At 63.8% G+C, this 21,656-nt stretch carries 24 protein-coding genes; 19 read left to right on the top strand and 5 right to left on the bottom strand.

Annotated elements, in window-relative coordinates:
* The first annotated feature begins 66 nt into the window (after positions 1 to 66).
* From M1D78_RS06270 to M1D78_RS06305, 8 genes are all read left to right on the top strand, one after another.
* Entirely contained in the window at positions 67 to 1,176 is a 1,110-nt protein-coding gene (locus tag M1D78_RS06270) for an NADH:flavin oxidoreductase/NADH oxidase (RefSeq protein WP_437420061.1), read from the top strand.
* 31 nt (positions 1,177 to 1,207) lie between these two features.
* Positions 1,208 to 1,963 (top strand): tellurite resistance TerB family protein, encoded by a 756-nt coding sequence (locus M1D78_RS06275; RefSeq protein ID WP_437420060.1) that lies wholly within the window; start codon positions 1,208 to 1,210, stop codon positions 1,961 to 1,963.
* Positions 1,964 to 2,083: 120 nt separating this feature from the next.
* A protein-coding gene (prfB, locus tag M1D78_RS06280; RefSeq protein WP_437420059.1) for a peptide chain release factor 2 occupies positions 2,084 to 3,179 on the top strand; the annotation gives its coding sequence in 2 pieces (ribosomal slippage) (positions 2,084 to 2,155 and positions 2,157 to 3,179; 1,095 coding nt in all).
* 62 nt (positions 3,180 to 3,241) lie between these two features.
* On the top strand, positions 3,242 to 4,744 hold the full coding sequence (lysS, locus tag M1D78_RS06285; protein ID WP_437420058.1) for a lysine--tRNA ligase: 1,503 nt from the start codon (positions 3,242 to 3,244) through the stop codon (positions 4,742 to 4,744).
* A gap of 241 nt (positions 4,745 to 4,985) precedes the next feature.
* Complete coding sequence (locus M1D78_RS06290) at positions 4,986 to 6,281, top strand: flavohemoglobin expression-modulating QEGLA motif protein (RefSeq protein ID WP_437420057.1); 1,296 nt, start codon at positions 4,986 to 4,988, stop codon at positions 6,279 to 6,281.
* A gap of 53 nt (positions 6,282 to 6,334) precedes the next feature.
* A complete protein-coding gene (locus tag M1D78_RS06295; protein WP_437420056.1) occupies positions 6,335 to 6,994 on the top strand; it encodes a Bax inhibitor-1 family protein in 660 nt (219 codons plus the stop codon).
* A 61-nt stretch (positions 6,995 to 7,055) separates the two neighbouring features.
* Positions 7,056 to 7,802: a TIGR00266 family protein gene (locus M1D78_RS06300; RefSeq protein ID WP_437420055.1), complete on the top strand. Its 747-nt coding sequence runs from the start codon at positions 7,056 to 7,058 to the stop codon at positions 7,800 to 7,802.
* Positions 7,803 to 7,863: 61 nt separating this feature from the next.
* Positions 7,864 to 8,187: a hypothetical protein gene (locus tag M1D78_RS06305; RefSeq protein ID WP_437420054.1), complete on the top strand. Its 324-nt coding sequence runs from the start codon at positions 7,864 to 7,866 to the stop codon at positions 8,185 to 8,187.
* 73 nt (positions 8,188 to 8,260) lie between these two features.
* Here the strand turns inward: M1D78_RS06305 and M1D78_RS06310 are convergent, their stop codons facing one another.
* The 3 genes from M1D78_RS06310 to M1D78_RS06320 form a co-directional block, all read right to left on the bottom strand.
* On the bottom strand, positions 8,261 to 9,064 hold the full coding sequence (locus M1D78_RS06310; RefSeq protein WP_437420053.1) for an OmpA family protein: 804 nt from the start codon (positions 9,062 to 9,064) through the stop codon (positions 8,261 to 8,263).
* A 34-nt stretch (positions 9,065 to 9,098) separates the two neighbouring features.
* Complete coding sequence (locus M1D78_RS06315) at positions 9,099 to 9,494, bottom strand: DUF4398 domain-containing protein (RefSeq protein ID WP_437420052.1); 396 nt, start codon at positions 9,492 to 9,494, stop codon at positions 9,099 to 9,101.
* Between the two features lie 174 nt (positions 9,495 to 9,668).
* Positions 9,669 to 10,007 carry a pilin assembly protein gene (locus M1D78_RS06320; protein WP_437420051.1) on the bottom strand — a complete coding sequence of 113 codons (339 nt, stop codon included), beginning with the start codon at positions 10,005 to 10,007 and terminating at the stop codon, positions 9,669 to 9,671.
* 185 nt (positions 10,008 to 10,192) lie between these two features.
* Between M1D78_RS06320 and ppc the strand changes: the two genes are divergently transcribed.
* The 7 genes from ppc (at position 10,193) to M1D78_RS06355 (ending at position 17,434) form a co-directional block, all read left to right on the top strand.
* Positions 10,193 to 12,829, top strand: coding sequence for a phosphoenolpyruvate carboxylase (gene ppc / locus M1D78_RS06325; RefSeq protein WP_437420050.1), 2,637 nt, complete (start codon positions 10,193 to 10,195; stop codon positions 12,827 to 12,829).
* A 256-nt stretch (positions 12,830 to 13,085) separates the two neighbouring features.
* On the top strand, positions 13,086 to 13,733 hold the full coding sequence (gene adk / locus M1D78_RS06330) for an adenylate kinase (protein ID WP_437420049.1): 648 nt from the start codon (positions 13,086 to 13,088) through the stop codon (positions 13,731 to 13,733).
* 142 nt (positions 13,734 to 13,875) lie between these two features.
* Entirely contained in the window at positions 13,876 to 14,553 is a 678-nt protein-coding gene (gene tsaB / locus M1D78_RS06335) for a tRNA (adenosine(37)-N6)-threonylcarbamoyltransferase complex dimerization subunit type 1 TsaB (RefSeq protein ID WP_437420048.1), read from the top strand.
* Between the two features lie 71 nt (positions 14,554 to 14,624).
* A complete protein-coding gene (locus tag M1D78_RS06340) occupies positions 14,625 to 14,984 on the top strand; it encodes a hypothetical protein (protein WP_437420047.1) in 360 nt (119 codons plus the stop codon).
* A gap of 16 nt (positions 14,985 to 15,000) precedes the next feature.
* A complete protein-coding gene (locus M1D78_RS06345) occupies positions 15,001 to 15,861 on the top strand; it encodes a DUF72 domain-containing protein (protein WP_437420046.1) in 861 nt (286 codons plus the stop codon).
* Positions 15,862 to 15,903: 42 nt separating this feature from the next.
* On the top strand, positions 15,904 to 16,596 hold the full coding sequence (locus tag M1D78_RS06350; RefSeq protein WP_437420045.1) for an extensin-like domain-containing protein: 693 nt from the start codon (positions 15,904 to 15,906) through the stop codon (positions 16,594 to 16,596).
* 55 nt (positions 16,597 to 16,651) lie between these two features.
* Positions 16,652 to 17,434 carry a class I SAM-dependent methyltransferase gene (locus M1D78_RS06355; RefSeq protein ID WP_437420044.1) on the top strand — a complete coding sequence of 261 codons (783 nt, stop codon included), beginning with the start codon at positions 16,652 to 16,654 and terminating at the stop codon, positions 17,432 to 17,434.
* On the opposite strand, the gene M1D78_RS06360 is transcribed toward M1D78_RS06355, so the two are convergent.
* Positions 17,428 to 18,363 carry a 2-hydroxyacid dehydrogenase gene (locus M1D78_RS06360; RefSeq protein WP_437420043.1) on the bottom strand — a complete coding sequence of 312 codons (936 nt, stop codon included), beginning with the start codon at positions 18,361 to 18,363 and terminating at the stop codon, positions 17,428 to 17,430. The genes M1D78_RS06355 and M1D78_RS06360 overlap by 7 nt on opposite strands.
* A gap of 200 nt (positions 18,364 to 18,563) precedes the next feature.
* On the opposite strand from M1D78_RS06360, the gene M1D78_RS06365 reads away from it, so the two are divergent.
* The 4 genes from M1D78_RS06365 (at position 18,564) to M1D78_RS06380 (ending at position 20,823) form a co-directional block, all read left to right on the top strand.
* Positions 18,564 to 18,983, top strand: a complete 420-nt coding sequence (locus M1D78_RS06365) for an HPF/RaiA family ribosome-associated protein (protein ID WP_437420042.1) — start codon at positions 18,564 to 18,566, stop codon at positions 18,981 to 18,983.
* Between the two features lie 272 nt (positions 18,984 to 19,255).
* Complete coding sequence (locus M1D78_RS06370) at positions 19,256 to 19,516, top strand: hypothetical protein (protein WP_437420041.1); 261 nt, start codon at positions 19,256 to 19,258, stop codon at positions 19,514 to 19,516.
* Positions 19,517 to 19,669: 153 nt separating this feature from the next.
* Positions 19,670 to 19,918, top strand: coding sequence for a DUF2789 domain-containing protein (locus tag M1D78_RS06375; protein WP_437420040.1), 249 nt, complete (start codon positions 19,670 to 19,672; stop codon positions 19,916 to 19,918).
* A gap of 83 nt (positions 19,919 to 20,001) precedes the next feature.
* Positions 20,002 to 20,823 carry an inositol monophosphatase family protein gene (locus M1D78_RS06380; protein ID WP_437420039.1) on the top strand — a complete coding sequence of 274 codons (822 nt, stop codon included), beginning with the start codon at positions 20,002 to 20,004 and terminating at the stop codon, positions 20,821 to 20,823.
* Between the two features lie 340 nt (positions 20,824 to 21,163).
* Here M1D78_RS06380 and M1D78_RS06385 read toward each other — a convergent pair whose 3' ends face one another.
* Complete coding sequence (locus M1D78_RS06385; RefSeq protein ID WP_437420038.1) at positions 21,164 to 21,643, bottom strand: DUF3597 domain-containing protein; 480 nt, start codon at positions 21,641 to 21,643, stop codon at positions 21,164 to 21,166.
* Positions 21,644 to 21,656 lie beyond the last annotated feature (13 nt).

Consider the following 21,656-nt stretch of genomic DNA (forward strand, 5'->3'; position numbering starts at 1 on the left):
GCAAAGTCGCGGAAACAGTCTGTACTGAAGGATGTCCATTAACGCATCCATGCAGTCGAGGTTTCCATGACACAGCTCTTCCAGCCGCTCACCCTGCGCCAGTTGACACTGCCGAACCGCATCGCCGTCTCGCCCATGTGCCAATACTCGGCGAAGGCCGGCATGGCGAACGACTGGCACCTGGTTCACCTGGGCAGCCGCGCCGTGGGCGGGGCCGGGCTGGTCATCATCGAGGCTACGGCGGTGTCCGCGGACGGCCGAATTTCGCCGGAGGATCTGGGGATCTGGTCCGACGAGCACGTCGAGCCGCTTCGGCGCATCACTCGGTTCATCGAGGCGCAGGGATCATTTGCGGGCATCCAGCTGGCGCACGCCGGGCGCAAGGCAAGCACCTGGCAGCCCTGGCTGGGGCGCCATGGCAGCGTACCTATCGCTGCGGGGGGCTGGACGCCGGTAGGTCCGTCCACCATCGCGTTCGACCCGGAGCATGCCGTGCCGACGGCGCTGGACGAGGCGGGGATCCAGGGCGTCATCCAGGCCTTCGTCCGCGCGGCTGAGCGCGCATTGGCCGCCGGTTTCAAGGTGGCCGAGGTGCATGCCGCGCACGGCTACTTGCTGCATCAGTTCCTCTCGCCACTCTCAAACCAGCGGCAGGACGGCTACGGCGGCTGCTTTGACAACCGTATCCGGCTGTTGCTGGAAGTGACTGAAGCGGTGCGGGCTGTCTGGCCACAGGAACTGCCGCTGTTCGTGCGGCTTTCGGCGACCGATTGGGTCCAGGACGGCTGGAATGCCGAGGAAACCGTCGAGCTTGCGCGCCGGCTCAAGCCGTTGGGCGTGGACTTGATCGATGTCTCTTCCGGCGGAACGGCAGTCAATGCGGAAATCCCTGTGGGTCCCGGTTACCAGACTCAGTTCGCCGAGCAGGTGCGCCGCGAGGCGGGCATCGCCACCGGCACCGTTGGCATGATCACCGAGGCAGTCCAGGCTGAGCACATCCTGCGCACCGGGCAGGCCGATCTTATCCTGCTGGCGCGCGAGTTACTGCGCGACCCATATTGGCCGCTGCATGCCGCCGAAGACCTGCGCGACGCTTCTGTGCCATGGCCCGCGCAGTACGTGCGCGCTGCGCATCGCAACACCCCGATCCGGCAAGTACCCGATCCGCTGGATTGACCGCTCTCTTTATCCCAGAACCAGGTGACCCATGAAGACCTCAGGATTACTCGATCAGCTGCTCAAGTCGGGGCAGGACCTTTTGCAGAAGAAATCCGGCTCCGTGTCCCGATCCTCCCCGGCGCCGGGCGACCCGCTCGGCGACCTGCTATCCGGCGTCGGCGGCCCCTTGGGCAGCGTGCTAGGCAGTGGCGGCGGACGGGGCGCCCTGGCGACCGGCGCGCTCGGCCTGTTGCTCGGACGCAAGGGCGGTCGCCGCCTCGGCGGCAAAGCCGTCACCTATGGCGGGCTCGCGGCGCTCGGCATGCTGGCTTACAAGGCCTATGGCAACTGGCAGGCGCAACAGGCCACCGCGACGAACCCGAGCGCCACCCAGCCGAGCCCGACGCGGACCGAGCCGAAGACAGTGGATCGGCTCCCTCCCGATCAGGTCGAGGAGCACAGTCGCGCGATCCTCAAGGCGCTGGTCGCCGCGGCGAAGGCCGACGGGCACGTCGATGAACAGGAACGCCGGATGATCGAGGCCGAACTGGCCCAGCTCACCGAGGATGCGGAGTTGCAGCGCTGGCTCGAGGCTGAGCTGAATAAGCCTCTGGACCCGGTGGAGATCGCCGCAGCCGCCACTACGCCAGAGCTGGCTTCGGAGATGTACCTGGCCAGCGTGTTGATGATCGATGAGGATCAGTTCATGGAGCGCGCCTACCTCGACGAGCTGGCGCGCCAGATGGGGCTCGACGCTGGCCTCAAGGCCGAGCTCGAAAGCCAGGTCCGCGGCGTTTCCACCTGACCCTACCGGTGCTGGGCACGCCATCAGGCGTGCTCGGCGGGCCCGGATGGGCTGTCAGCCTCGGGTGGCTGCGCTATAATCGCCGGCTTTTCGCCAACGTCCGATCGAGAGCTGCCCACCATGGAAATCAACCCGATCCTCAACAGCATCAAGGACCTGTCCGACCGCACCCAGTCAATTCGGGGGTATCTTTGACTACGATCAGAAGCATGATCGCCTCGTCGAAGTAAACCGCGAACTCGAAGATCCGAACGTCTGGAACAAGCCCGAATATGCCCAGGGCCTGGGCCGTGAACGCGCCACCCTGGCGCAGATCGTCGAAACCATCGACGATCTGACCGGTAGCCTGGCCGATTCGCGCGACCTGCTGGAAATGGCCGCTGAAGAAAACGACGAAGGCGCCGTGGACGACATCGTGGCCGAAGTCGAGCGCCTGCGCGAAATCCTCGAGAAGCTCGAGTTCCGCCGCATGTTCAGCCACGAGATGGATCCCAACAACTGCTACCTCGATATCCAGGCCGGTTCCGGCGGTACCGAGGCCCAAGACTGGGCCAACATCCTGCTGCGCATGTACCTGCGCTGGGCCGACAAACGCGGCTTCACTGCCGAGATCGTCGAGCTGTCCGAAGGTGAAGTCGCCGGCATCAAGGGCGCCACCGTGCACATCAAGGGCGAATACGCCTTCGGCTGGCTGCGCACCGAGATTGGCGTGCATCGCCTGGTGCGCAAGAGCCCGTTCGACTCCGGCGCCCGTCGCCACACCTCGTTCTCGGCGGTATTCGTATCGCCCGAGATCGACGACAAGGTGGAGATCGAAATCAACCCGGCCGACCTGCGCATTGATACCTACCGCTCCTCCGGCGCTGGTGGTCAGCACGTCAACACCACCGACTCGGCGGTGCGTATCACCCACGTGCCGACCAACACCGTGGTGGCCTGCCAGAACGAACGCTCTCAGCACGCCAACAAGGACACCGCCATGAAGATGCTGCGGGCCAAGTTGTACGAGTTGGAAATGCAGAAGCGCAACGCCGCCTCCCAGGCGCTGGAAGACAGCAAGTCGGACATCGGCTGGGGCCACCAGATCCGGTCCTACGTGCTCGACGACTCGCGCATCAAGGATCTGCGTACCGGCGTGGAACGTAGCGATTGCCAGAAGGTGCTCGACGGCGACCTCGACGGGTACCTCGAAGCCAGCCTGAAACAGGGGCTCTGAGCGCAGCCGCACGCCTCAAGCCGCAGCACCCCATTGAAACGATTTGACCGGGACGACCCGCAATGAGCGAACAACCGCTGAACCAGCACGCCATCCTAGAGGAAGAAAACAAGCTGATCGCCCAGCGCAAGGAAAAACTTGCGGCCGCGCGCGAGCAGGGCAATGCCTTCCCCAATGACTTCCGTCGCGACAGCTACTGCAACGACCTGCAGCTGAAATACGCGGACAAGACCAAGGAAGAGCTGGCAGAAGCGGCCATCCCGGTGAAGGTTGCCGGGCGCATCATGCTCAACCGCGGCGCCTTCATGGTCCTGCAGGACATGACCGGACGCATCCAGGTCTACGTCAACCGCAAGACACTGCCGGCCGAGACGCTGGAAGCCATCAAGCATTGGGACCTGGGCGACATCATCGCCGCCGAAGGCACCCTGGCACGCTCGGGCAAGGGCGACCTGTACGTCGAGATGACCGGTGTGCGCCTGCTGACCAAGTCGCTGCGCCCGCTGCCGGACAAGCATCACGGCCTGACCGACACCGAACAGCGCTACCGTCAGCGCTATGTCGACCTGATCGTCAACGAAGAAACCCGCCACACCTTCCGTGTGCGCTCCCAGGTCATTGGGCACATTCGCAAATTCCTCAACGAGCGTGACTTCCTGGAAGTCGAAACGCCGATGCTGCAGACCATTCCCGGCGGCGCCGCAGCCAAGCCGTTCGAGACCCACCACAATGCGCTGGACCTGCCGATGTTCTTGCGCATCGCGCCGGAGCTCTATCTCAAGCGCCTGGTGGTCGGCGGCTTCGAGCGCGTCTTCGAGATCAACCGCAACTTCCGTAACGAAGGCGTCTCGACCCGGCATAACCCCGAGTTCACCATGCTCGAGTTCTACCAGGCCTACGCCGACTACGAAGACAACATGGACCTGACCGAGGAGCTGTTCCGCGAGCTGGCGCAGCTGGTGCTCGGCAGCACCGACGTGCCCTACGGCGACAAGGTGTTCCATTTCGGCGAACCCTTTGCGCGGCTGTCGGTGTTCGACTCCATCATGAAATTCAACCCGGACATCAGTGCCGACGATCTCAACGACATCGACACCGCGCGTGCGATCGCCAAGAAAGCCGGCGCCAAGGTGCTGGGCTTCGAAGGCCTGGGCAAGCTGCAGGTGATGATTTTCGAGGAACTGGTCGAGCACAAGCTGGAGCAGCCCACCTTCATCACCCGTTATCCGTTCGAGGTTTCGCCGCTGGCACGCCGCAGCGATGACGACCCGAGCGTCACCGACCGCTTCGAACTGTTCATCGGCGGACGCGAGATCGCCAACGCCTATTCCGAGTTGAACGACGCCGAAGACCAGGCCGAGCGCTTCCATGCGCAGGTGCGTGACAAGGACGCCGGCGATGACGAAGCCATGCATTTCGATGCCGACTTCGTCCGCGCACTGGAATACGGCATGCCGCCGACGGCGGGCGAGGGCATCGGTATTGACCGTCTGGTGATGCTGCTGACCAATTCGCCGTCGATCCGCGACGTGATCCTGTTCCCGCACATGCGCCCTGAGGCCTGACGGGGAGCGGCGTGTCCAGGGGTATACGCGATACGGCGGCGGGTTGCACCCGCTCTACGGAATCGGGCAACGCTGCCGATATGTCGGACGTTGTGCTTGCGTAAGGCGAGTACAACCCGCCTTGGTTGGCCTGCGTTCGTCACGCGCCCCGCCACCGGCCCGGTTGGCGAACCGTGCACGCTTTGCCGGGGTCCGCTGCTGTATAACCTCAAGGCTACGGACCATCACTGACGAGGTACGGATGAATTCGCGTAATAACCTGGACGAATACCAACTGACGGTGCGTGGCCTGTCGGACCGCATCGTCGAGGCTCAGACGCCGGTCCGTGTGCTTGATGCGGTCAAGTGGGACGAAAGCATTCGCCAGCGTTTCTTCGCCGCCGGCGGTCGCGAGCTGCCGGAAGTGAGCCGTGCCTACTACGAAGGCCGTCCGCTGTCCTTCGATTCCAGCGCGAAGAAGGAAGAATTCCAGAACATCGAGCGTGACATTACCCGCCAGCTCGGCCAGTTCAATCCGGTCGGGCAGATCATGCGCCGCATGTGCAAGGAATACCGCATGGTGATCCGCATGCTCGAAGCGCGCGGTACCGCCGATTTCGGCCTGATCTCCCAGGAGCTCTATGGCGCGGCGTCCGATGCCTTCCACGCCGGTGACCCTACGCTCGCCGACCTCGGGCTGATGCTCTCCGATTACCTGAACAACATCGCCGATCGCGGCGATTTGAAGGACGAGGCCAAGACCGTCAACGCGCCGCAGGCGGTCGAAATGCTGCAGAGCCGGCTGGACAAAGTGTTTGGCGAAGGCGAGGGCGTGATCCGCGTCTTCGAATCCGACGGCATCCTCGCGGACGCTGCGGCCGGCGCCGACTACATCAAGATCCGCAGCGACGCGATGTTCAACGAACGCGACGTGCGCGCGCTGGAAGTCCATGAAGGGCTGGTGCACGTCGGCACCACGCTCAACGGCCAGAACCAGCCAATCTGCACCTTTCTCGCCAAGGGTCCGCCGTCCTCGACCGTGACCCAGGAAGGCCTGGCGATCCTGATGGAAGTGATCGCATTCGCCTCCTACCCGACCCGCCTGCGCAAACTGACCAACCGCACGCGCGCCATCCACATGGCGGAAGAGGGCGCGGATTTCCTCGACGTCTTCGCCTTCTTCCGTGAACAGGGTTACGGCGACGAAGAGAGCTACAGCAACGCAAGCCGCGTCTTTCGTGGGTCGACGCCCGATGGCTTGCCCTTCACCAAGGATCTGTCCTACCTGAAGGGTTTCATCATGGTCTACAACTACATCCAGCTCGCGGTCCGCAAAGGCAAGCTGGAGCAGATCCCGCTGCTGTTCTGCGGCAAGACCACGCTCGAGGACATGCGAACGCTGCGCCAATTGGTCGAGGAGGGCATGGTGGTGCCGCCCAAGTACCTGCCGCAGCAGTTCCAGGACCTCAATGCGCTTTCGGCCTGGATGTGTTTTTCGAACTTCCTCAACCATCTGAGCTTGGATCGAATCGAGGCCGACTACGCCAACATCATCTGAGGCGCGACGGATCGCGCCTCCCGTTTCAACGCTTAAGCAAGGATGCTATCGCCATGGACACCCCCGTCTTCGCCCGCCGTTCGGACCTGATGGACCGCACGGTCTCCGCCTCGCTCTATAACCTGATCATTGGCCTCACGCTCTGCTGGGGGCTGCTGATCAATTGGTGGATGGTCACGAGTATTCCGGTCGGGGCGATCCGCGATATCCATCCCTTGCTGTTCATCGGCGGTTACCTGCTGAGCGGCTTGGCAGGCATTCACCTCTTTCACCGATCCAATCAGCCCTGGGTCAGCTTCGTCGGCTACAACTTGGTGGTGGTGCCCTTCGGCCTGGTGGTTAACCTTGCAGTGAGCCGCTACGACGCCAGTCTGATGACCGATGCGATCCGCGTCACCGCCTTCGCCACGCTCGTGATGCTGACGCTGGGCACGCTGTTTCCACGCGTCTTCGCCAGAATCCCCGGGGCGCTCACCGTTGCGCTGCTTGCGGTATTGGTGGTCGAACTGGTCGAAATTCTGGTGTTTAACATCCGTCACGCCATGATCGATTGGCTGGTGGTACTGATCTTCTGTGGTTACATCGGCTACGACTGGGGCCGGGCGAACCAGATCCCCAAGACGATCGACAACGCCATCGACAGTGCCGCTGCGGTCTATATGGACATCATCAACCTGTTCCTGCGTATCCTGCGCATTCTCGGGCGCAAGTAGCCGCCGCGCCTCGGTGCGCAGTGGTGGGGCGCCCAGTCAACCAGCCGCAACGGAGGCCGCCGTGTCTAGCCACGAACTTGAATACGAAATCCTTGGGCAGTCCGCGCAGAGCGTCGAGATCCTGCTCGACCCGGGGGAAACCGTCATCGCCGAAGCGGGTGCGATGAACTACATGACCGACGGGGTGCGTTTCGAGGCGCGCATGGGCGATGGCTCCAGCAGCGGGATGCTCGGCAAGTTGTGGGGCATGGGCAAGCGGATGATCACGGGCGAATCGCTCTTCCTCACGCATTTCACCCATGAAGGTAAAGGCAAGGCGCGTGTCGCGTTCGCCGCGCCCTATCCGGGAACCGTCGTGCCGGTGGACCTGGCATCGGTGGGCGGCACCTTGATCTGCCAGAAGGATTCCTTCCTTTGCGCCGCCTTCGGCACGCGGATCGGCGTCAGCTTCAGCAAGCGCATCGGTGCCGGCTTCTTCGGCGGCGAAGGCTTCGTTCTGCAGCGCCTGGAAGGCGATGGCCTGGCCTTCGTGCACGCCGGCGGCACCGTAATCCGCAAGGAGCTCAACAACGAAACCCTCCGGCTGGACACGGGTTGCCTCGTCGCCTTCACCCAGGGGATCGACTACGACATCCAGCTTGCCGGCGGGCTCAAGAGCATGTTGTTCGGTGGCGAGGGGCTGCTGCTGACGACCCTCAAGGGCACCGGCAGCGTCTGGATCCAGAGCTTGCCATTCTCACGGCTCGCCGAGCGTGTGTTCGAGGCGACCTACCAACCGCGGGGCGAAACGCGGGCCGGGGGCAAATGAGCCGACCTTCGCCCCGCCAGATTTGCCACAATCCGCTTTTTTGCTTCTACCGAGATCATCCATGTCCGATCGCAACCTGATTCCCTACATCCTCACCGCCGTCGGCACCGTTATCGGAACGGTCGGGGTGCTCAGCTATTACGGTTATGTGCACATAGCCAAGCCTGAGGATGCGCTGCTGCTGGCTGACTTCACCATGCTAAAGACTATCCCCGGCGAGGACTACAAGGTGTCCCTGGACCCGGCACCGCAGGTGGCGCAGTGCATCGACGGGGTGCTGGTTCTGTTCGATACCGAGCACAAGGGGCTGACCGGCGTGTTGGTCGACAAGCGCAAGCGCGCCATCCGTTGCATGGGGCAGGAAACCCCTGTGGAGCTCAAGTGAGCAATAAAAAAAGCCCGCCTTATTGGCGGGCTTTTTCTTTTCGGGCACCGGCGTCGGCGCCGTGCTGCGTACATCACTCCATGGACGAACGCGGCGCGACGCGCTGGTTGTCGTTGGAAATAGTGACTTCCACGCGACGATTCATCGCCCGGCTCGACGGCGAATCGTTGCTCGCCACTGGGTATTGCTCACCGTAGCCTACGGCCTGGATCCGCTGGGGATCGACGCCGGCACGGGTCAGCGCGCGGCGTACGGCCTCGGCGCGGCGCTCGGAGAGCTGCTGGTTGTACGAGTCGGAACCGGTGCTATCGGTGTAGCCCTCGACCACTACCTTGCGTTCGGGATTTTCGTTGAGGAAGTCGGCGAGTTTCTGGATGCCACGCATGCCGGACGGCTTCAACTGGGCTTTGTCCAGGTCGAACAGCACGTCACCGAAGGTAACCAACGTACCGCGCTCGGTTTGCTTGGCCTGTAGATCTTGCTGCAGCTGGCGAATTTCTTCCTGCTGGCGACGCAGTTGTTGCTCACGAGATTCCAGACGGGCCTCGGCGCGCTTAGCTGAGGCTTTTTCAATTTCCTGCTCTGCGGTGCGCAGCGCGATGGTTTGCTCGGCCAGCTCCACTCGGCGCTTGGCCAGGTAGGCGAGTTGGTCGACGCGCTCTTCATCGGCATCGTTCTGATAGGCCGTAGTGGCACGGTCGAGTGCTTTTCCGGCGTCTTCGGTCTCAAGCGCAGCCATACGGTTGGAGCGCGGGTCGCTCTGCAGCTGGGCATACTGGCCGCGAACCTGTTCCAGGTTTTCGTTCGGCTGCGACGAACAGGCGGCAAGGCCGACAGCCATGGCCAGCGCGGTGGGGATGGTCAGTAGTTTGTTCATAACGGGTCATCCTGTGCTGAAGGCTTGAACGTGATCAACGGGTGCCGCGCATGCTTTCTTCGCGCAGATCCTCGATCCCTTTGTTGGCTTCTTCGACTGCCCTCTTTGCTTTGGCAGCCTGGGCCTTGCGCTCGGCAACGCGGGCGTCCCACTCGGCCTGCTCGGCGAGCTTGCGAGCCTTGTCGTAGTTTTCCTTCTGCATTTCCAACTCGGCCTGCTTCCACTTTTCCTGCGCAGCGCGCATTTCAACGGCAGCGTATTCAGTGCCGCCTGCGCTCACGGCGCTACGGACAGCCGACTCGGTAACGGCGAACTGCTCGTTCGGCGGGTTGCCGGCACAACCGACCAGCAGCAGGCCTCCCAGGGCCACGGCGGCCAGCTTGGGAACCTGGAAGCGCGACAGAGGGCTTGCGAGGGATTTCATTTTCATGGCCAGTCTCCAATGCAAATGTTGCCTGACGGATCGGAACAGCGCCCGCGGGCGTCGAATCGCGGCCTGGCCGCTTATTAGCGATCAGGGCGGGCATATTTTTGTGAGGCCATCGCGCTGCAATCGTTCAACGAAACGTGCGCCGACACGTCTGCAGCGCCGCTTCGGGCCACTTCAGTTCGCTTCCCGCTCGGCCAGCAACCGTTCAAGATGCTTGCGCGATAGAGCGAGAAAGCGCGGCGTCGGACCAACATCCTCATAGATCGGGTCGCCCTGCTCATCGGTGGAGATCACTTTGGTGCCCTGCTTGTAGGGCAGGCTGGTCTCGATGGCCTCGAGTGCGGCGCCGACCAGCTCGCCCAGCAGTTCCTCGGTGCTGCGCTTGGGGTACATCTCGGCCAGCGCAGCCAACCTCGCCGCGCTCTCGACATCCAGATGGATGCGGTACTCCTGGGCGCTCATCCGGCCGCTTGCGGTGCTTTCCCATTCGCGGACCAGTTCGGATATTTTCATTGCGCGTCATCCTTAGCTCGCCACCGCGAGCGATTCGAGTGAGTGGTTGCGCGGCTACCGGGCGCTCTTACCCGACGCCTTGTCATCGGCGGCTGCGCTGGGCACTCTGTTTGGAGGTTTTTACCGCGCGGCCGTTCAGCACTCGTTACGGCGCGTCCTCACTGATGCGGCAGGGGAGAGGAAACATGGCGAAGATCGATGCGCGGCTGCGCGAGAACGTCCATCTGCTCGGTGAGCTGCTGGGGAAGACAATCCGTGAACAGCATGGCGAGGCGTTCTTCGACAAGATCGAGCGCATTCGCAAGGGTGCAAAAGGCGCGCGGCGAGGATCGGCAGATGGCGCGAAGCTGTTGCAGGAAACGCTGGACGGCCTGGCCGACGACGAATTGCTGCCCATGACCCGAGCCTTCAATCAATTCCTCAACCTGGCGAACATCGCCGAGCAATACCACCGCGTCCGGCGCCGGCAGCCGGGGGAGCTGGCACCTTTCGAGTCCGGCGTGCTCGGCGGCCTGTTGGAGCGACTCAAAGCCGAGGGATTCGGCCAGGACGTCATCGCCCGTCAGGTTGGCCGGCTGGAGATCGAACTGGTGCTAACGGCGCACCCGACCGAGGTGTCGCGGCGCACGCTGATCCAGAAGTACGATGCCATTGCCGCGCAGCTCGCCGCGCGGGACCACACCGACCTTGGCGCCGCGGAGTTGGCGCAGATCGAATTGCAGCTGCAGCGCCTGATCGCCGAAGCCTGGCACACCGAAGAGATCCGTCGCAGCCGGCCGACCCCGGTTGAAGAGGCGAAGTGGGGCTTCGCGGTGATCGAGAATTCTCTCTGGCAGGCATTGCCCAACGTGTTGCGGCATACCGACCTCGCACTGCGCCGCAGTACGGGGCTTCATCTTCCACTGGATGCGGCACCCATCCGCTTCGCGTCGTGGATGGGCGGTGATCGCGATGGCAATCCGAACGTCACGGCGGCCGTGACGCGTGAGGTATTGCTGCTGGCGCGCGGCGTCGCGGCCAGCCTGTTCCTGAAGGACATGGACGGCCTGATTGCGGCGCTGTCCATGCAGAGCGCCACCGAAGAGCTGCTTGCCCAGAGCGGCGAGACCGCCGAGCCCTACCGGGTATTGCTGAAGCAGCTACGCGGCCGTCTGCAGGCCACGCGTGACTGGGCGCGCCAGGCGCTGTCGCATGACCTGCCCGCACCGCCCGACGTGCTACAGGACAACCGAGCGCTGCGCGAGCCGCTGGAACTCTGTTATCGCTCCCTGCATGCCTGCGGCATGGGCGTCATCGCCGACGGCGCGCTGCTCGACACCCTGCGCCGTGCTGCCGCGTTTGGGCTGTTCCTGGCGCGCCTGGATATCCGTCAGGATTCGACCCGGCATGCCGCCGCGTTGGCCGAGATCACCGACTACCTTGGCCTCGGCCAGTACGATCAATGGGATGAACAGCAGCGGCTGGATTTTCTACAGCGCGAGCTGAACAACCGTCGGCCTCTTTTGCCGCCGGACTTCCAAGCCTCCGCTGAAACCGCCGAGGTGCTCGCGACGTGCCGGGTTGCCGCGCAGGCGCCGGGCGCATCGCTGGGGTCCTACGTGATTTCGATGGCGCGCGGTGCTTCCGATGTGCTGGCCGTGCAGTTGCTGCTCAAGGAGGCGGGTCTGCAACGACCGATGCGCGTGGTGCCGCTGTTCGAAACGCTTGATGACCTGAACAACGCTGGCCCGACCATCGAATGTTTGCTCGAACTGCCCGGCTATCGGCAGCGGCTGCATGGCCCGCAGGAGGTCATGATCGGCTACTCCGACTCAGCCAAGGATGCCGGTACGACGGCGGCGGCCTGGGCGCAATACCGCGCACAGGAACGGCTAGTCGAAATCTGCCGCGCGCATGACGTCGAGCTGCTGCTCTTCCATGGCCGCGGCGGTACCGTTGGCCGCGGCGGCGGCCCGGCTCATGCGGCGATCCTGTCGCAGCCGCCGGGCTCGGTCGCTGGACGCTTCCGCACCACCGAGCAGGGCGAGATGATCCGTTTCAAGTTCGGCCTGCCCGACATTGCCGAACAGAATCTCAATCTCTACCTGGCTGCAGTGCTCGAAGCGACGCTCCTGCCGCCACCGATGCCGGAGCCGGACTGGCGCGAAACCATGGACCGGCTGGCCGCCGATGGCGTCGAGGCCTACCGTGGCGTGGTGAGGGATCATCCACAGTTTGTCGACTATTTCCGTCAGGCCACGCCAGAGCAGGAGCTGGGACGTCTGCCGCTCGGCAGTCGCCCGGCCAAGCGCCGCGAAGGCGGGGTCGAAAGCCTGCGGGCGATTCCGTGGATCTTCGCCTGGACCCAGACACGGCTGATGCTGCCCGCCTGGTTAGGCTGGGAGCAGGCGCTGCGCCAGGCGCTGGCGCGGGGCGAAGGGGATCGGCTTCAGGTCATGCGCGCGCGATGGCCCTTCTTCACCACGCGCATCGACATGCTTGAAATGGTGCTGGCCAAGGCGGATGCCGAGATTGCCCGGCGCTACGACGAGCGGTTGGTCAGCGCTGATTTGCAGCCGCTCGGTGCGGATTTGCGTGACAGATTGTCGCAGGCGGTCGAGGCCGTGCTGGGCCTGACCGGACAGTCGCAGCTGCTGGCCCATAGTCCGGATACGCTCGAGGCGTTCAGCCTGCGCAACACCTACCTGGACCCCCTGCACCTCATGCAGACCGAACTGCTGGCGCGCTCCAGGCAGCAGCGTAACCCTGCCGAAAGCCCGCTGGAGCAAGCCCTGCTGGTCAGCGTTGCGGGGATCGCCGCTGGGTTGCGCAACACCGGCTAGGCATCTGCGCCCAACGAGGCCTGCCGGTATCGCCGCTTGCGGCGGGCTTTGAGCACCGTCGTGAACCGGGCACCGGCGCGCCCGCAGCTGGCACCTGGGCGGAGCGGGGCGCCGCTTGTCTGGCTACTGTGCGCTGTGTATCGTGTTCAACCTTTTGTCGCATGGCGGCAAACCAGATTTGTTGATCCGCCAGGTTGTTCGGCCAGTCATCCGGGCCTGGCGGCGCCCCTTTTTAAGAAAAGTCGAGGACTCATCCATGCGCGTGATTCTGCTGGGAGCGCCCGGTGCCGGGAAAGGTACACAGGCACGCTTCATCACCGAGAAGTTCGCCATTCCGCAAATCTCCACTGGCGACATGCTGCGCGCGGCGGTCAAGGCTGGCACCCCGCTGGGCTTGCAGGTCAAAGACGTCATGGATAGCGGCGGGCTCGTCTCCGACGCCATCATCATCGCGCTGATCCAGGAGCGCCTGCAGCAGGCAGACTGCGCCAACGGCTTTCTGTTCGACGGTTTCCCGCGCACCATCCCCCAGGCCGAGGCGTTGCGCGACGCAGGCGTCAAGTTGGACCACGTCATCGAAATCGCCGTGGACGACGAGGAGATCGTCGGTCGCCTCTCGGGCCGTCGCGTGCATCCAGCGTCGGGGCGTGTGTATCACACCGAGCACAATCCGCCGAAGGTCAGCGGCGTCGATGACGTGACGGGCGAAGAGCTGGTCCATCGCAAGGACGACCTCGAAGACACCGTTCGCCATCGCCTGAGCGTCTATCACTCCCAGACCCAACCGCTGGTGGCGTTCTACCGGAACCTCGAAGCGGCTGAAGGTAAGCCCAAGTGCAGCCGCATCGAAGGCGTTGGCACGGTCGAGGAAATCACCACCAAAGTGCTCGCCGCGCTGAGCTGATCCCCGCAGCGCCGCCGCCAGGAACCCCGCCATCGCGGGGTTTTGTTTTTTCAGGCTGATGGTTTGTCGGGCCGCGGCCCGCTCAGGTTTGGATGCCGCGTTGCTGCTACAATCGCCGCCTTTTCACAGAGCTGAACCGCCGATGTCCACGTTGCTCGCCCTCGATACCGCCACTGAAGCTTGCTCCGTCGCGCTGCTGCATGACGGCCGAGTGCTGAGCCATTACGAGGTGATTCCGCGCCTGCACGCGCAGCGCCTGTTGCCGATGATCCAGACCCTGTTGGCCGAAGCCGGGATCAGCCTGTCTGCGGTCGATGCATTGGCATTCGGTCGCGGCCCGGGCGCTTTCACCGGCGTGCGGATTGCGGTTGGCGTGGTGCAGGGGCTGGCGTTCGCGCTGGAGCGGCCAGTCGTGCCGGTATCGACCCTGGCGACCATCGCCCAGCGCGCCCGCCGAGAGCAGGGTGCCGAGCAGATTGCGGTGGCCATCGATGCCCGCATGGACGAGGTGTATTGGGCCTGCTACCAGGCGCAGGGCGATGACCTCCAGCTGGCTGGCCTCGAGGCCGTGCTGCCCCCCGAGCAGGTCAGCCTGCCGCGCGACGCGGACGGTGCCTGGTTCGGTGCTGGCACTGGGTGGCGCTATGCCGAGCGGTTGGCGGTGCGACCGGCTGGCATCGACGCTACGCTGCTGCCCCATGCCGAAGACCTCTTGAGCCTGGCGCGGCATGCGTGGGCGCGGGGAGAAGCCGTCGAGGCGGAACAGGCGCAGCCGATCTACCTGCGGGACAACGTCGCGACCCCCAAGGTCCAACGCTGACGACGGCGACGGGCGGCGTTGCGTAATTTCAGGCCGCTCGCTAGAGTCGCGGCACTTGCCACAGGTGAATGATGCGCCTAAACGGTCTCGCCCCTTCAGCCTATCCCATCGAACGCCTTCCTCAGCGGGACAGCGCGACGGCGCCTTATCGCGAAAGCGAAAAGGCTGCGGAACAGGCACGCGAGTCGATCGTCACGCCGGCCAATCAGGCCGATGCCACCTACGAACAGCAGTCTCGGCCGGGCAAGAGCGAATCGACCGACTATGCCTCGGTCGTCTCTGGTGATTTCATGCCGTCACGCTTCGAAGCCATGATGGAGCGACCATTGACCAGCCGCGCAGCGCAGGCGCTGCAAAGCTACGGCACCACGGCGAGCTTCAGCCCGGACGTCGACGCTCACGAAGTGCTCGGTCTGGACCTCTACGCCTGAGGCGTAGCCGTTTCGCTTGAACCTGCCTTATTTTCTTGGTTGCCCATCCTGGAACGAGCCTGCCTGGCGCGGTGCGCTGTATCCGGCCGAGGCGTCGTCGAGCGCCTTTCTCGACGGCTATTGTCGAGTGTTCAACAGCGTTGAGGGCAATACCACGCTTTATGCGTGGCCTTCGGAAAAGAAAGTCCAGCGCTGGGCAAGCCTGATGCCCGAGCCATTTCGCTTCTGCGCGAAGCTGCCGCGTGAGATCAGCCAGGCGCCCGACCTGCGCGACACCGGCGACCTGCTCGCGGCCTTCCGTACCCTACTTGGTCCACTCGGGCCACGAATCACACCCTTTTGGTTGCAGCTGCCGGCTAGCTTTGGGCCGAGCCGTCTCGGCGAGCTGGCCGGGCTGATCGACACCCTCGGCCGGCCGCTGGCCGTGGAGGTGCGCCATCCAGCGTTCTTCGCCCGTGGCCAGGAGGAGCGGGCGCTCAATCGCCTGCTGCTCGACCGAGGCGTCGAACGCATCTGCATGGACACCCGCGCGTTGTTCAGCTGCCACTCTCGAGACCCCGCGGTGCTGCATGCGCAAAGCAAGAAGCCGCGGCTACCGGTGCGTCCGACTGCTTTTAGCCTGTCCCCGCAGGTGCGGTTTGTGGGCCATCCGGAACTCGAAGCCAATGATCGCTTTTTGGCGCCCTGGCTGGACAAGGTCGCCGGCTGGATCGAGGCGGGCAAGCGACCGCACGTTTACTTGCACACGCCTGACAACCGGCTGGCGCCCGATCTGGCGCTTCGCTTCCATGCGCAGTTGCGCCTCCGGCTACCCGGTTTGCCGGTGCTGGAGCTGCCAGCCGTGCGGAACGAGGCGCAACTGTCGCTGCTGGGCTGAGGCTGGCGCGCAACCTTGGCGCAACGCCGTTGCCGAACCTGCATGACGATGGGTCGTTTCTTTCTGCTCCTGCTGATGCTCGGCGCCGGGTTCGTCTACGCGGTGTGGCGAGGGCATGTCGACATTCCGGGAGAGTGGAACCCTTGGGCGCCGTTGGATATCCGCGAAACGCCCAACCTGCTTACGCCGTTCAAGCTCGAACGTTTGCAGCACAGTCGCTCGCTGTGCAAGCAGGCGCTGGCGACCTCTGGGCTGGACTACACCGCTTTACCCGACAGCACGCCGCAGGCTGGATGCCCGGTCGAGAACGCCGTGAGGGTCCGCGGCTCGGCCGTTCGCTTTAACGCGCCCTTCATGGCGACTTGCCCATTAGCGGCTGCGTATGCGCTGTTCGAACGGCACGGGTTGCAGCCGGCAGCCGAGAAGGTGTTCGGCCAACCGGTCGTGCGTGTCGATCATTTCGGCAGTTTCGCCTGCCGCAATATTGCGCGCAGCAACCGCCGCAGCCAGCATGCATCGGCCAATGCGCTCGACCTTGCTGGCTTTCGGCTTGCCGACGGCACGCGCATCACGGTCGCGCGCGACTGGAACGGAGATGGCGATAAGGCGCGCTTTCTCCGGGCGGTGAAAGCGGCCGCCTGCGATGCCTTCAGGATTACCCTGAGCCCCGAGTACAACGCTGCGCATCATGACCATTTCCATGTCGACATGGGTGGCTTTGGCCTTTGCCGCTAAAGCGGGCCGCCGCAGGCTCTGGCAGAATGCGCCGTTTCCCCCGCCGAGCACTGCCATGTCCGACAGCCGCCCAATCGTCCGTGTCGAAGCGCTTGCCCCCTCATTTGTCGGGCAGGCGCAGGCCTGGGCAAGCCGTCTCGAGTTGCCGTTGCAGGCCGAGGATGCGCAGTTCGCCCTGCAAGTCGGGGAGGGCGGCTTGCAGTTGCAGTCGGTCGAGCCACAGGCACCGGGTCCTGTGCGGGTGGATTTTCTCGAAGGCGGAGCGGCGCATCGTCGCCAGTTCGGCGGTGGCAGCGGGCAGATGATCGCCAAGGCCGTGGGCATACAGCCCGGGATTAGGCCCTCGGTGCTCGACGCTACGGCTGGTCTCGGTCGTGACGCCTTCGTGTTGGCGACCCTGGGTTGCGAGCTGGTGCTGTGCGAGCGCCAGCCGTTGATCGCCGCCTTGCTCGAAGACGGCCTCTCGCGTGCGGCCATGGACGCTGAGGTCGGCCCCATCGTTGCGCGCATGGGCTTGGTACAGGGCAACGCCATCGAGCGGATGGCGCGGTGGGAGGGCGAACCGCCGCAGGTCATTTACCTCGACCCGATGTTTCCGCACCGCGACAAGAGCGCGCTGGTCAAGAAGGAGATGCGCTTGTTCCGGCCGTTCGTGGGCGACGACCTGGATGCCTCGGCCTTGCTCGAACAGGCGCTTGAGCTGGCGAGCCACCGCGTGGTGGTCAAGCGGCCGCGCAAGGCGCCGGCCATCGACGGCGCGAAACCGGCTTACTGCCTGGAAGGCAAGTCCAGTCGCTACGACATCTACCCGAAGAAGAAGCTGCAGCCGGCTCAGTAGCCTCGCGCCGGATCGACCAGATTGGCGAGCGGCCGGCCGTCACGCAGCGCGCACAGGTTCTCCGCGACCACCCTGGCGGCGCTGCGCGCATCGGTCATTGCCGCCACGTGCGGCAGTACGGTGATCTTCGGGTGACGCCAGAACGGGTGTGACCCCGGCAGCGGCTCCTGGCGGAAGACATCCAGTACTGCGTGGCCGAGCTGGCCCCGCTCCAGCGCTGCGATCAGGTCATCCTCCACCAGATGCGCTCCGCGGCCCAGATTGATCAGCCCCGCGCCCGCTGCCAGCGCATCGAACAGACGTGCATCGAGCACGCCTTCGGTCTGAGCCGTCAGTGGCAGAAGATTGATCAGAATATCGGTGCGCTCGAGCAGCGCCGGCAACTGGGCTTCACCGTGACAGGTTTCGATGCCGCTTATCGACACCGGTCGGCTACTCCAGCCTGCGATGCGGTAGCCGAATCCGGCCAGTCGCTCAGCACAGCAGCGGCCCATCTGGCCCAGGCCAAGCACCGTCACCCGAACGTCATCGGCCCGCTTTTGCGGCCATTGCTCCCACCGCGACGCCTGCTGCTGCGCGGCGTAACGGAAGAAGCCGCGATGCAGCGAGAGCGTTGCCCAGACGGCGGTTTCGGCCATCGCCTGGTTCATCGCCGGGTCGACCATACGTGCAATGGGCACTCCATGCGGCAGGCTGGCGTCCTGCATCAGCCGGTCGACGCCAGCCCAGAGTGACTGGATCAACCGCAGGTTGGGCAAGCCCTGTAGCGCACCGGTGGGTGGGTTGGCGACAACGGCCACTTCGATGCGGCTCGTCTCGATGCCGTCTAGCGTGGTGTGCCAATGGGCGTCCGGGTAGGCGGCCTGGAGGGCGGCGAGCCATTCGTCGCGCTCGGCCTCGTCGAAGCTACCGCAGAGCAGGATGTCCATGAATCGCTCCTTTAGGATTTCTGGTCGAGGTTAACGGGGCTGCATGGGGCTGTCTTGCTTGATCTCGCTCAATGCTTGCGGTCGAGGTTGTGTCGAGCCGTTACGTTCGGCTTGCGTAATCGTGGCGACGGTGGCATTGGTAGATCAGGCCGTTTGAGGCTGAACGGTGGTTACCCCGATCGCGTAGAAGGAACAAGCGTATGCAAATTCAAGTTCATAGCGATAACCACATCGAAGGCAGTGCCCGTCTCGTCAATTGGGTCAGTGCCAGTGTCGCGGACAAGCTGGACCGTTTCGATGACGGTGTGACCCGGGTCGTGGTCCACCTGAACGACGAAAACGGCGTCAAGGCTGGCTCCCACGACAAACGATGCCAGATCGAGGCGCGGCCGAAGGGCCAGCAGCCCGTGTCCGTTTCGCACAAGGCCGCATCGCTAGAGCTGGCCGTTGACGGCGCCATCGACAAGTTGAACAACGCACTCAAGCACCAATTCGGCAAGCTGCGCAGCAAGCGAGCCTCGGCGCCCGTCCCGCTGGAAGGCGAGACGCTTGAAGTCGAAGGTCGCGACGCCTTGCTCGAGGCTGATTTCTACGACGACCAGGCCATGCGGGCCATCTGACCACTCATCCGAACAGGCGGGCCTGCCAGACGCGGCCCGCTGCTTCAAACCCCCTTGGATGCATGCCGGCGGAGCCTTCAGCGCTCCGCCACGCTTCGCCAGCGAGGCGACCATCGGACCTTCTTATCCCGTAGTGCTGTGCTAAACCTTAGAGACGAACCGCGCCAGGGTGCCTCGCACCCCGTTTGGCTGCGGACCGTAACGAGAGGGGGACAATCCAGGCGCACGGGCACAGCCAGATCGCCCAGTGCCACACAGCGACGAGGTGAACCATGACCATGATGCAATGCGAGTACCGAGACCACGTCATCACCGCTGAAGTGATGGAACATCCCGGCACGCCGACGCCATGGGCCGGTGGATGCCGCATCAGTAACATGCAAGGCCAGACGACCCGGCGCATGGCGCTTCCGGTTGGCCATGCCTTCATGGCGGAGCTGGAACAGGCCCAGCGCGCCTCCATCGCCCACGGAAAATGGCTCGTGGACCAATGCCTGGACCACGGCCGTCAACTGTTCAGCAAAGCAGCCTGATCCCGCCACGGGCCTCGCTTATGCAGCGGGGCCCGTCTTTCCTCCCGTCCGTGTGGCGTTCCGTTCGTTGAACTGTGTTTGCCTGCGCGCCTCTATCTAACTAAGTGGCCTGCTGAAGCAGGCACAAGACCGATCAGCCTGAGGAGGCGTTTCATGGAACTCCCGAACAAAGACATGAGCACCCTGTTCGAGCAACTGGGCCTGCCATCCGATCCGCAGAGCATCGACGACTTCATCGCTCAGCATGCGCCGCTGCCGAATGAAGTGCGGCTGGCTGACGCGCCGTTCTGGAATGAGTCGCAACGAGCGCTGTTGAAAGATGAATGGATCGAGGATGCCGAATGGGCACCCATCGTCGACGAGCTCAACGTGCGGCTGCACGAGGAGCAGAAAGAAGCCTGACCGGCCAGGCGGCTTGCGGGGTTGGGCCTGTCGTCGCCGATTCACTAGAATCCGCACGCCCAACCCAATCCATAAGGATCGCCATGACCTCGCAACCAATTGCCTCCGGGCTCGACATCGATGCGCGCTATGCCTGTGCCAAGGCGCTGGCCCAGGAGGCCGCGCAACTCGGGATGGATTTCTACCGAAAGCGCGATGCCTTGACCGTCGAGCACAAGGGTGACGATCCGCAGGACGTTGTCAGCATTGCGGACAAGCAAATCGAAGCCTTCATCCGTGACCGATTGACCGAGCGTTTCCCTGAAGATGGCTTCCTGGGCGAAGAAAGCGGCTCAGCGGACCTCGGCGCGCGATGCGTCTGGGTCATCGACCCCATCGACGGCACGGCGTGCTTCGTCAATGGGCTGCACAACTGGTGCGTGTCCATCGGCTTGCTTATTGACGGCCAGCCGCACCTGGGCGCCATTGCCGATCCCAACCACAACGAGCTATTCCATGGCTGCCTGGGCAAGGGTGCATTCGTCAACGACGCGCCTTTGAAGGTCAGCGCGGCCACGCACGTGGGGCAGGGCGTGACCGCCACGGGCACCTTCCATCCGCGCGGCAAAGAGCACTTCATTCCGTTCATGGAAAAGCTGCTGGCCGAAGGGGGCATGTTTTTCCGCAACGGCTCCGGCGCATTGATGACCGCCTACGTGGCTGCGGGGCGGCTGCTCGGCTACTACGAGACCGAGCTGAAAAGCTGGGATTGCATGGCCGGTCTCGTTTTGGTGAAAGAGGCGGGCGGCCGGGTCAATGATTTCTTCCGTAACGATGGGTTGTTGCTAGGCAATCCTTATCTTGTCGCCTGTCCAGGCGTATATCCGCAGCTGGCGGAGATGATCGGGCCGTCGCTCGACGATTGAGTAGTGAAATCAGCCGATAACGGCTAGGCATTTGGTCGCTGGCACCGACGGGTGTAAGCGCGACCGGCAGGTACGAGACCCCCGAAATCTGATCGCCAGCAAGCTGGCTCCTACAGGTCCGCGGAGTTCTGTGAGCGCTCGCTAGATGACGAACTGGGTGCTGCAGCGTTTTCGTTTCGGTACGGCGAGGCGTCTGAATAGCTGATCGCGAGCAAGCTCGCTCCTACAGGGTTCGAGTAGTCCTTTGTAGGAGCCGGCTTGCTGGCGATCAGTGCTAAGCCGAGAACCGAGATCAAAAAGCCTCACCAGTGAATTGCACCCAGCGAGGCCCCGATGCCTGTTAAGTCCGCAGTTCAGGCGGAACGGTGCCGCCATGTTCTGCGAGCTTGTGCATCACGGTGCGATGCAGCCAGGTGTTCATCTGGGCTGAATCGCCCATCTTGTCCTGCGGGCAGCCCAATTCTGTAGCGAGCTCTTTACGCGATTCCAGGCTGCTATCCAGACCCAACAGTTTGAGCAGATCGACAATGGAGGTGCGCCAGTTCAGCTGCTCCGGATGATTGGCGGCCATGCCATCGAGCTTGGCAGGCACATCCACCGCGCTGGTTGATGTTCCAGTTGAATGAGCCATGCCCTCGGGGCTGGGAGCAACGCCGGGCGGCGTGGTCGTGGCGTTGTGCGCAGCGGTAGGCCGCTCCGAATCAACGACGGTATCCGGCGCGTGCTGGTTCGGCGTGTTGTTCGGGTCGACTGGCTTGTGCGCTTCGTTGCTCACGCCGCCCATGCCGAGTTTGTCTTTGATCTTGTCGAACAGGCCCATTTCGATTCCTCTG

The organism is Pseudomonas sp. SA195 (assembly GCF_054131565.1).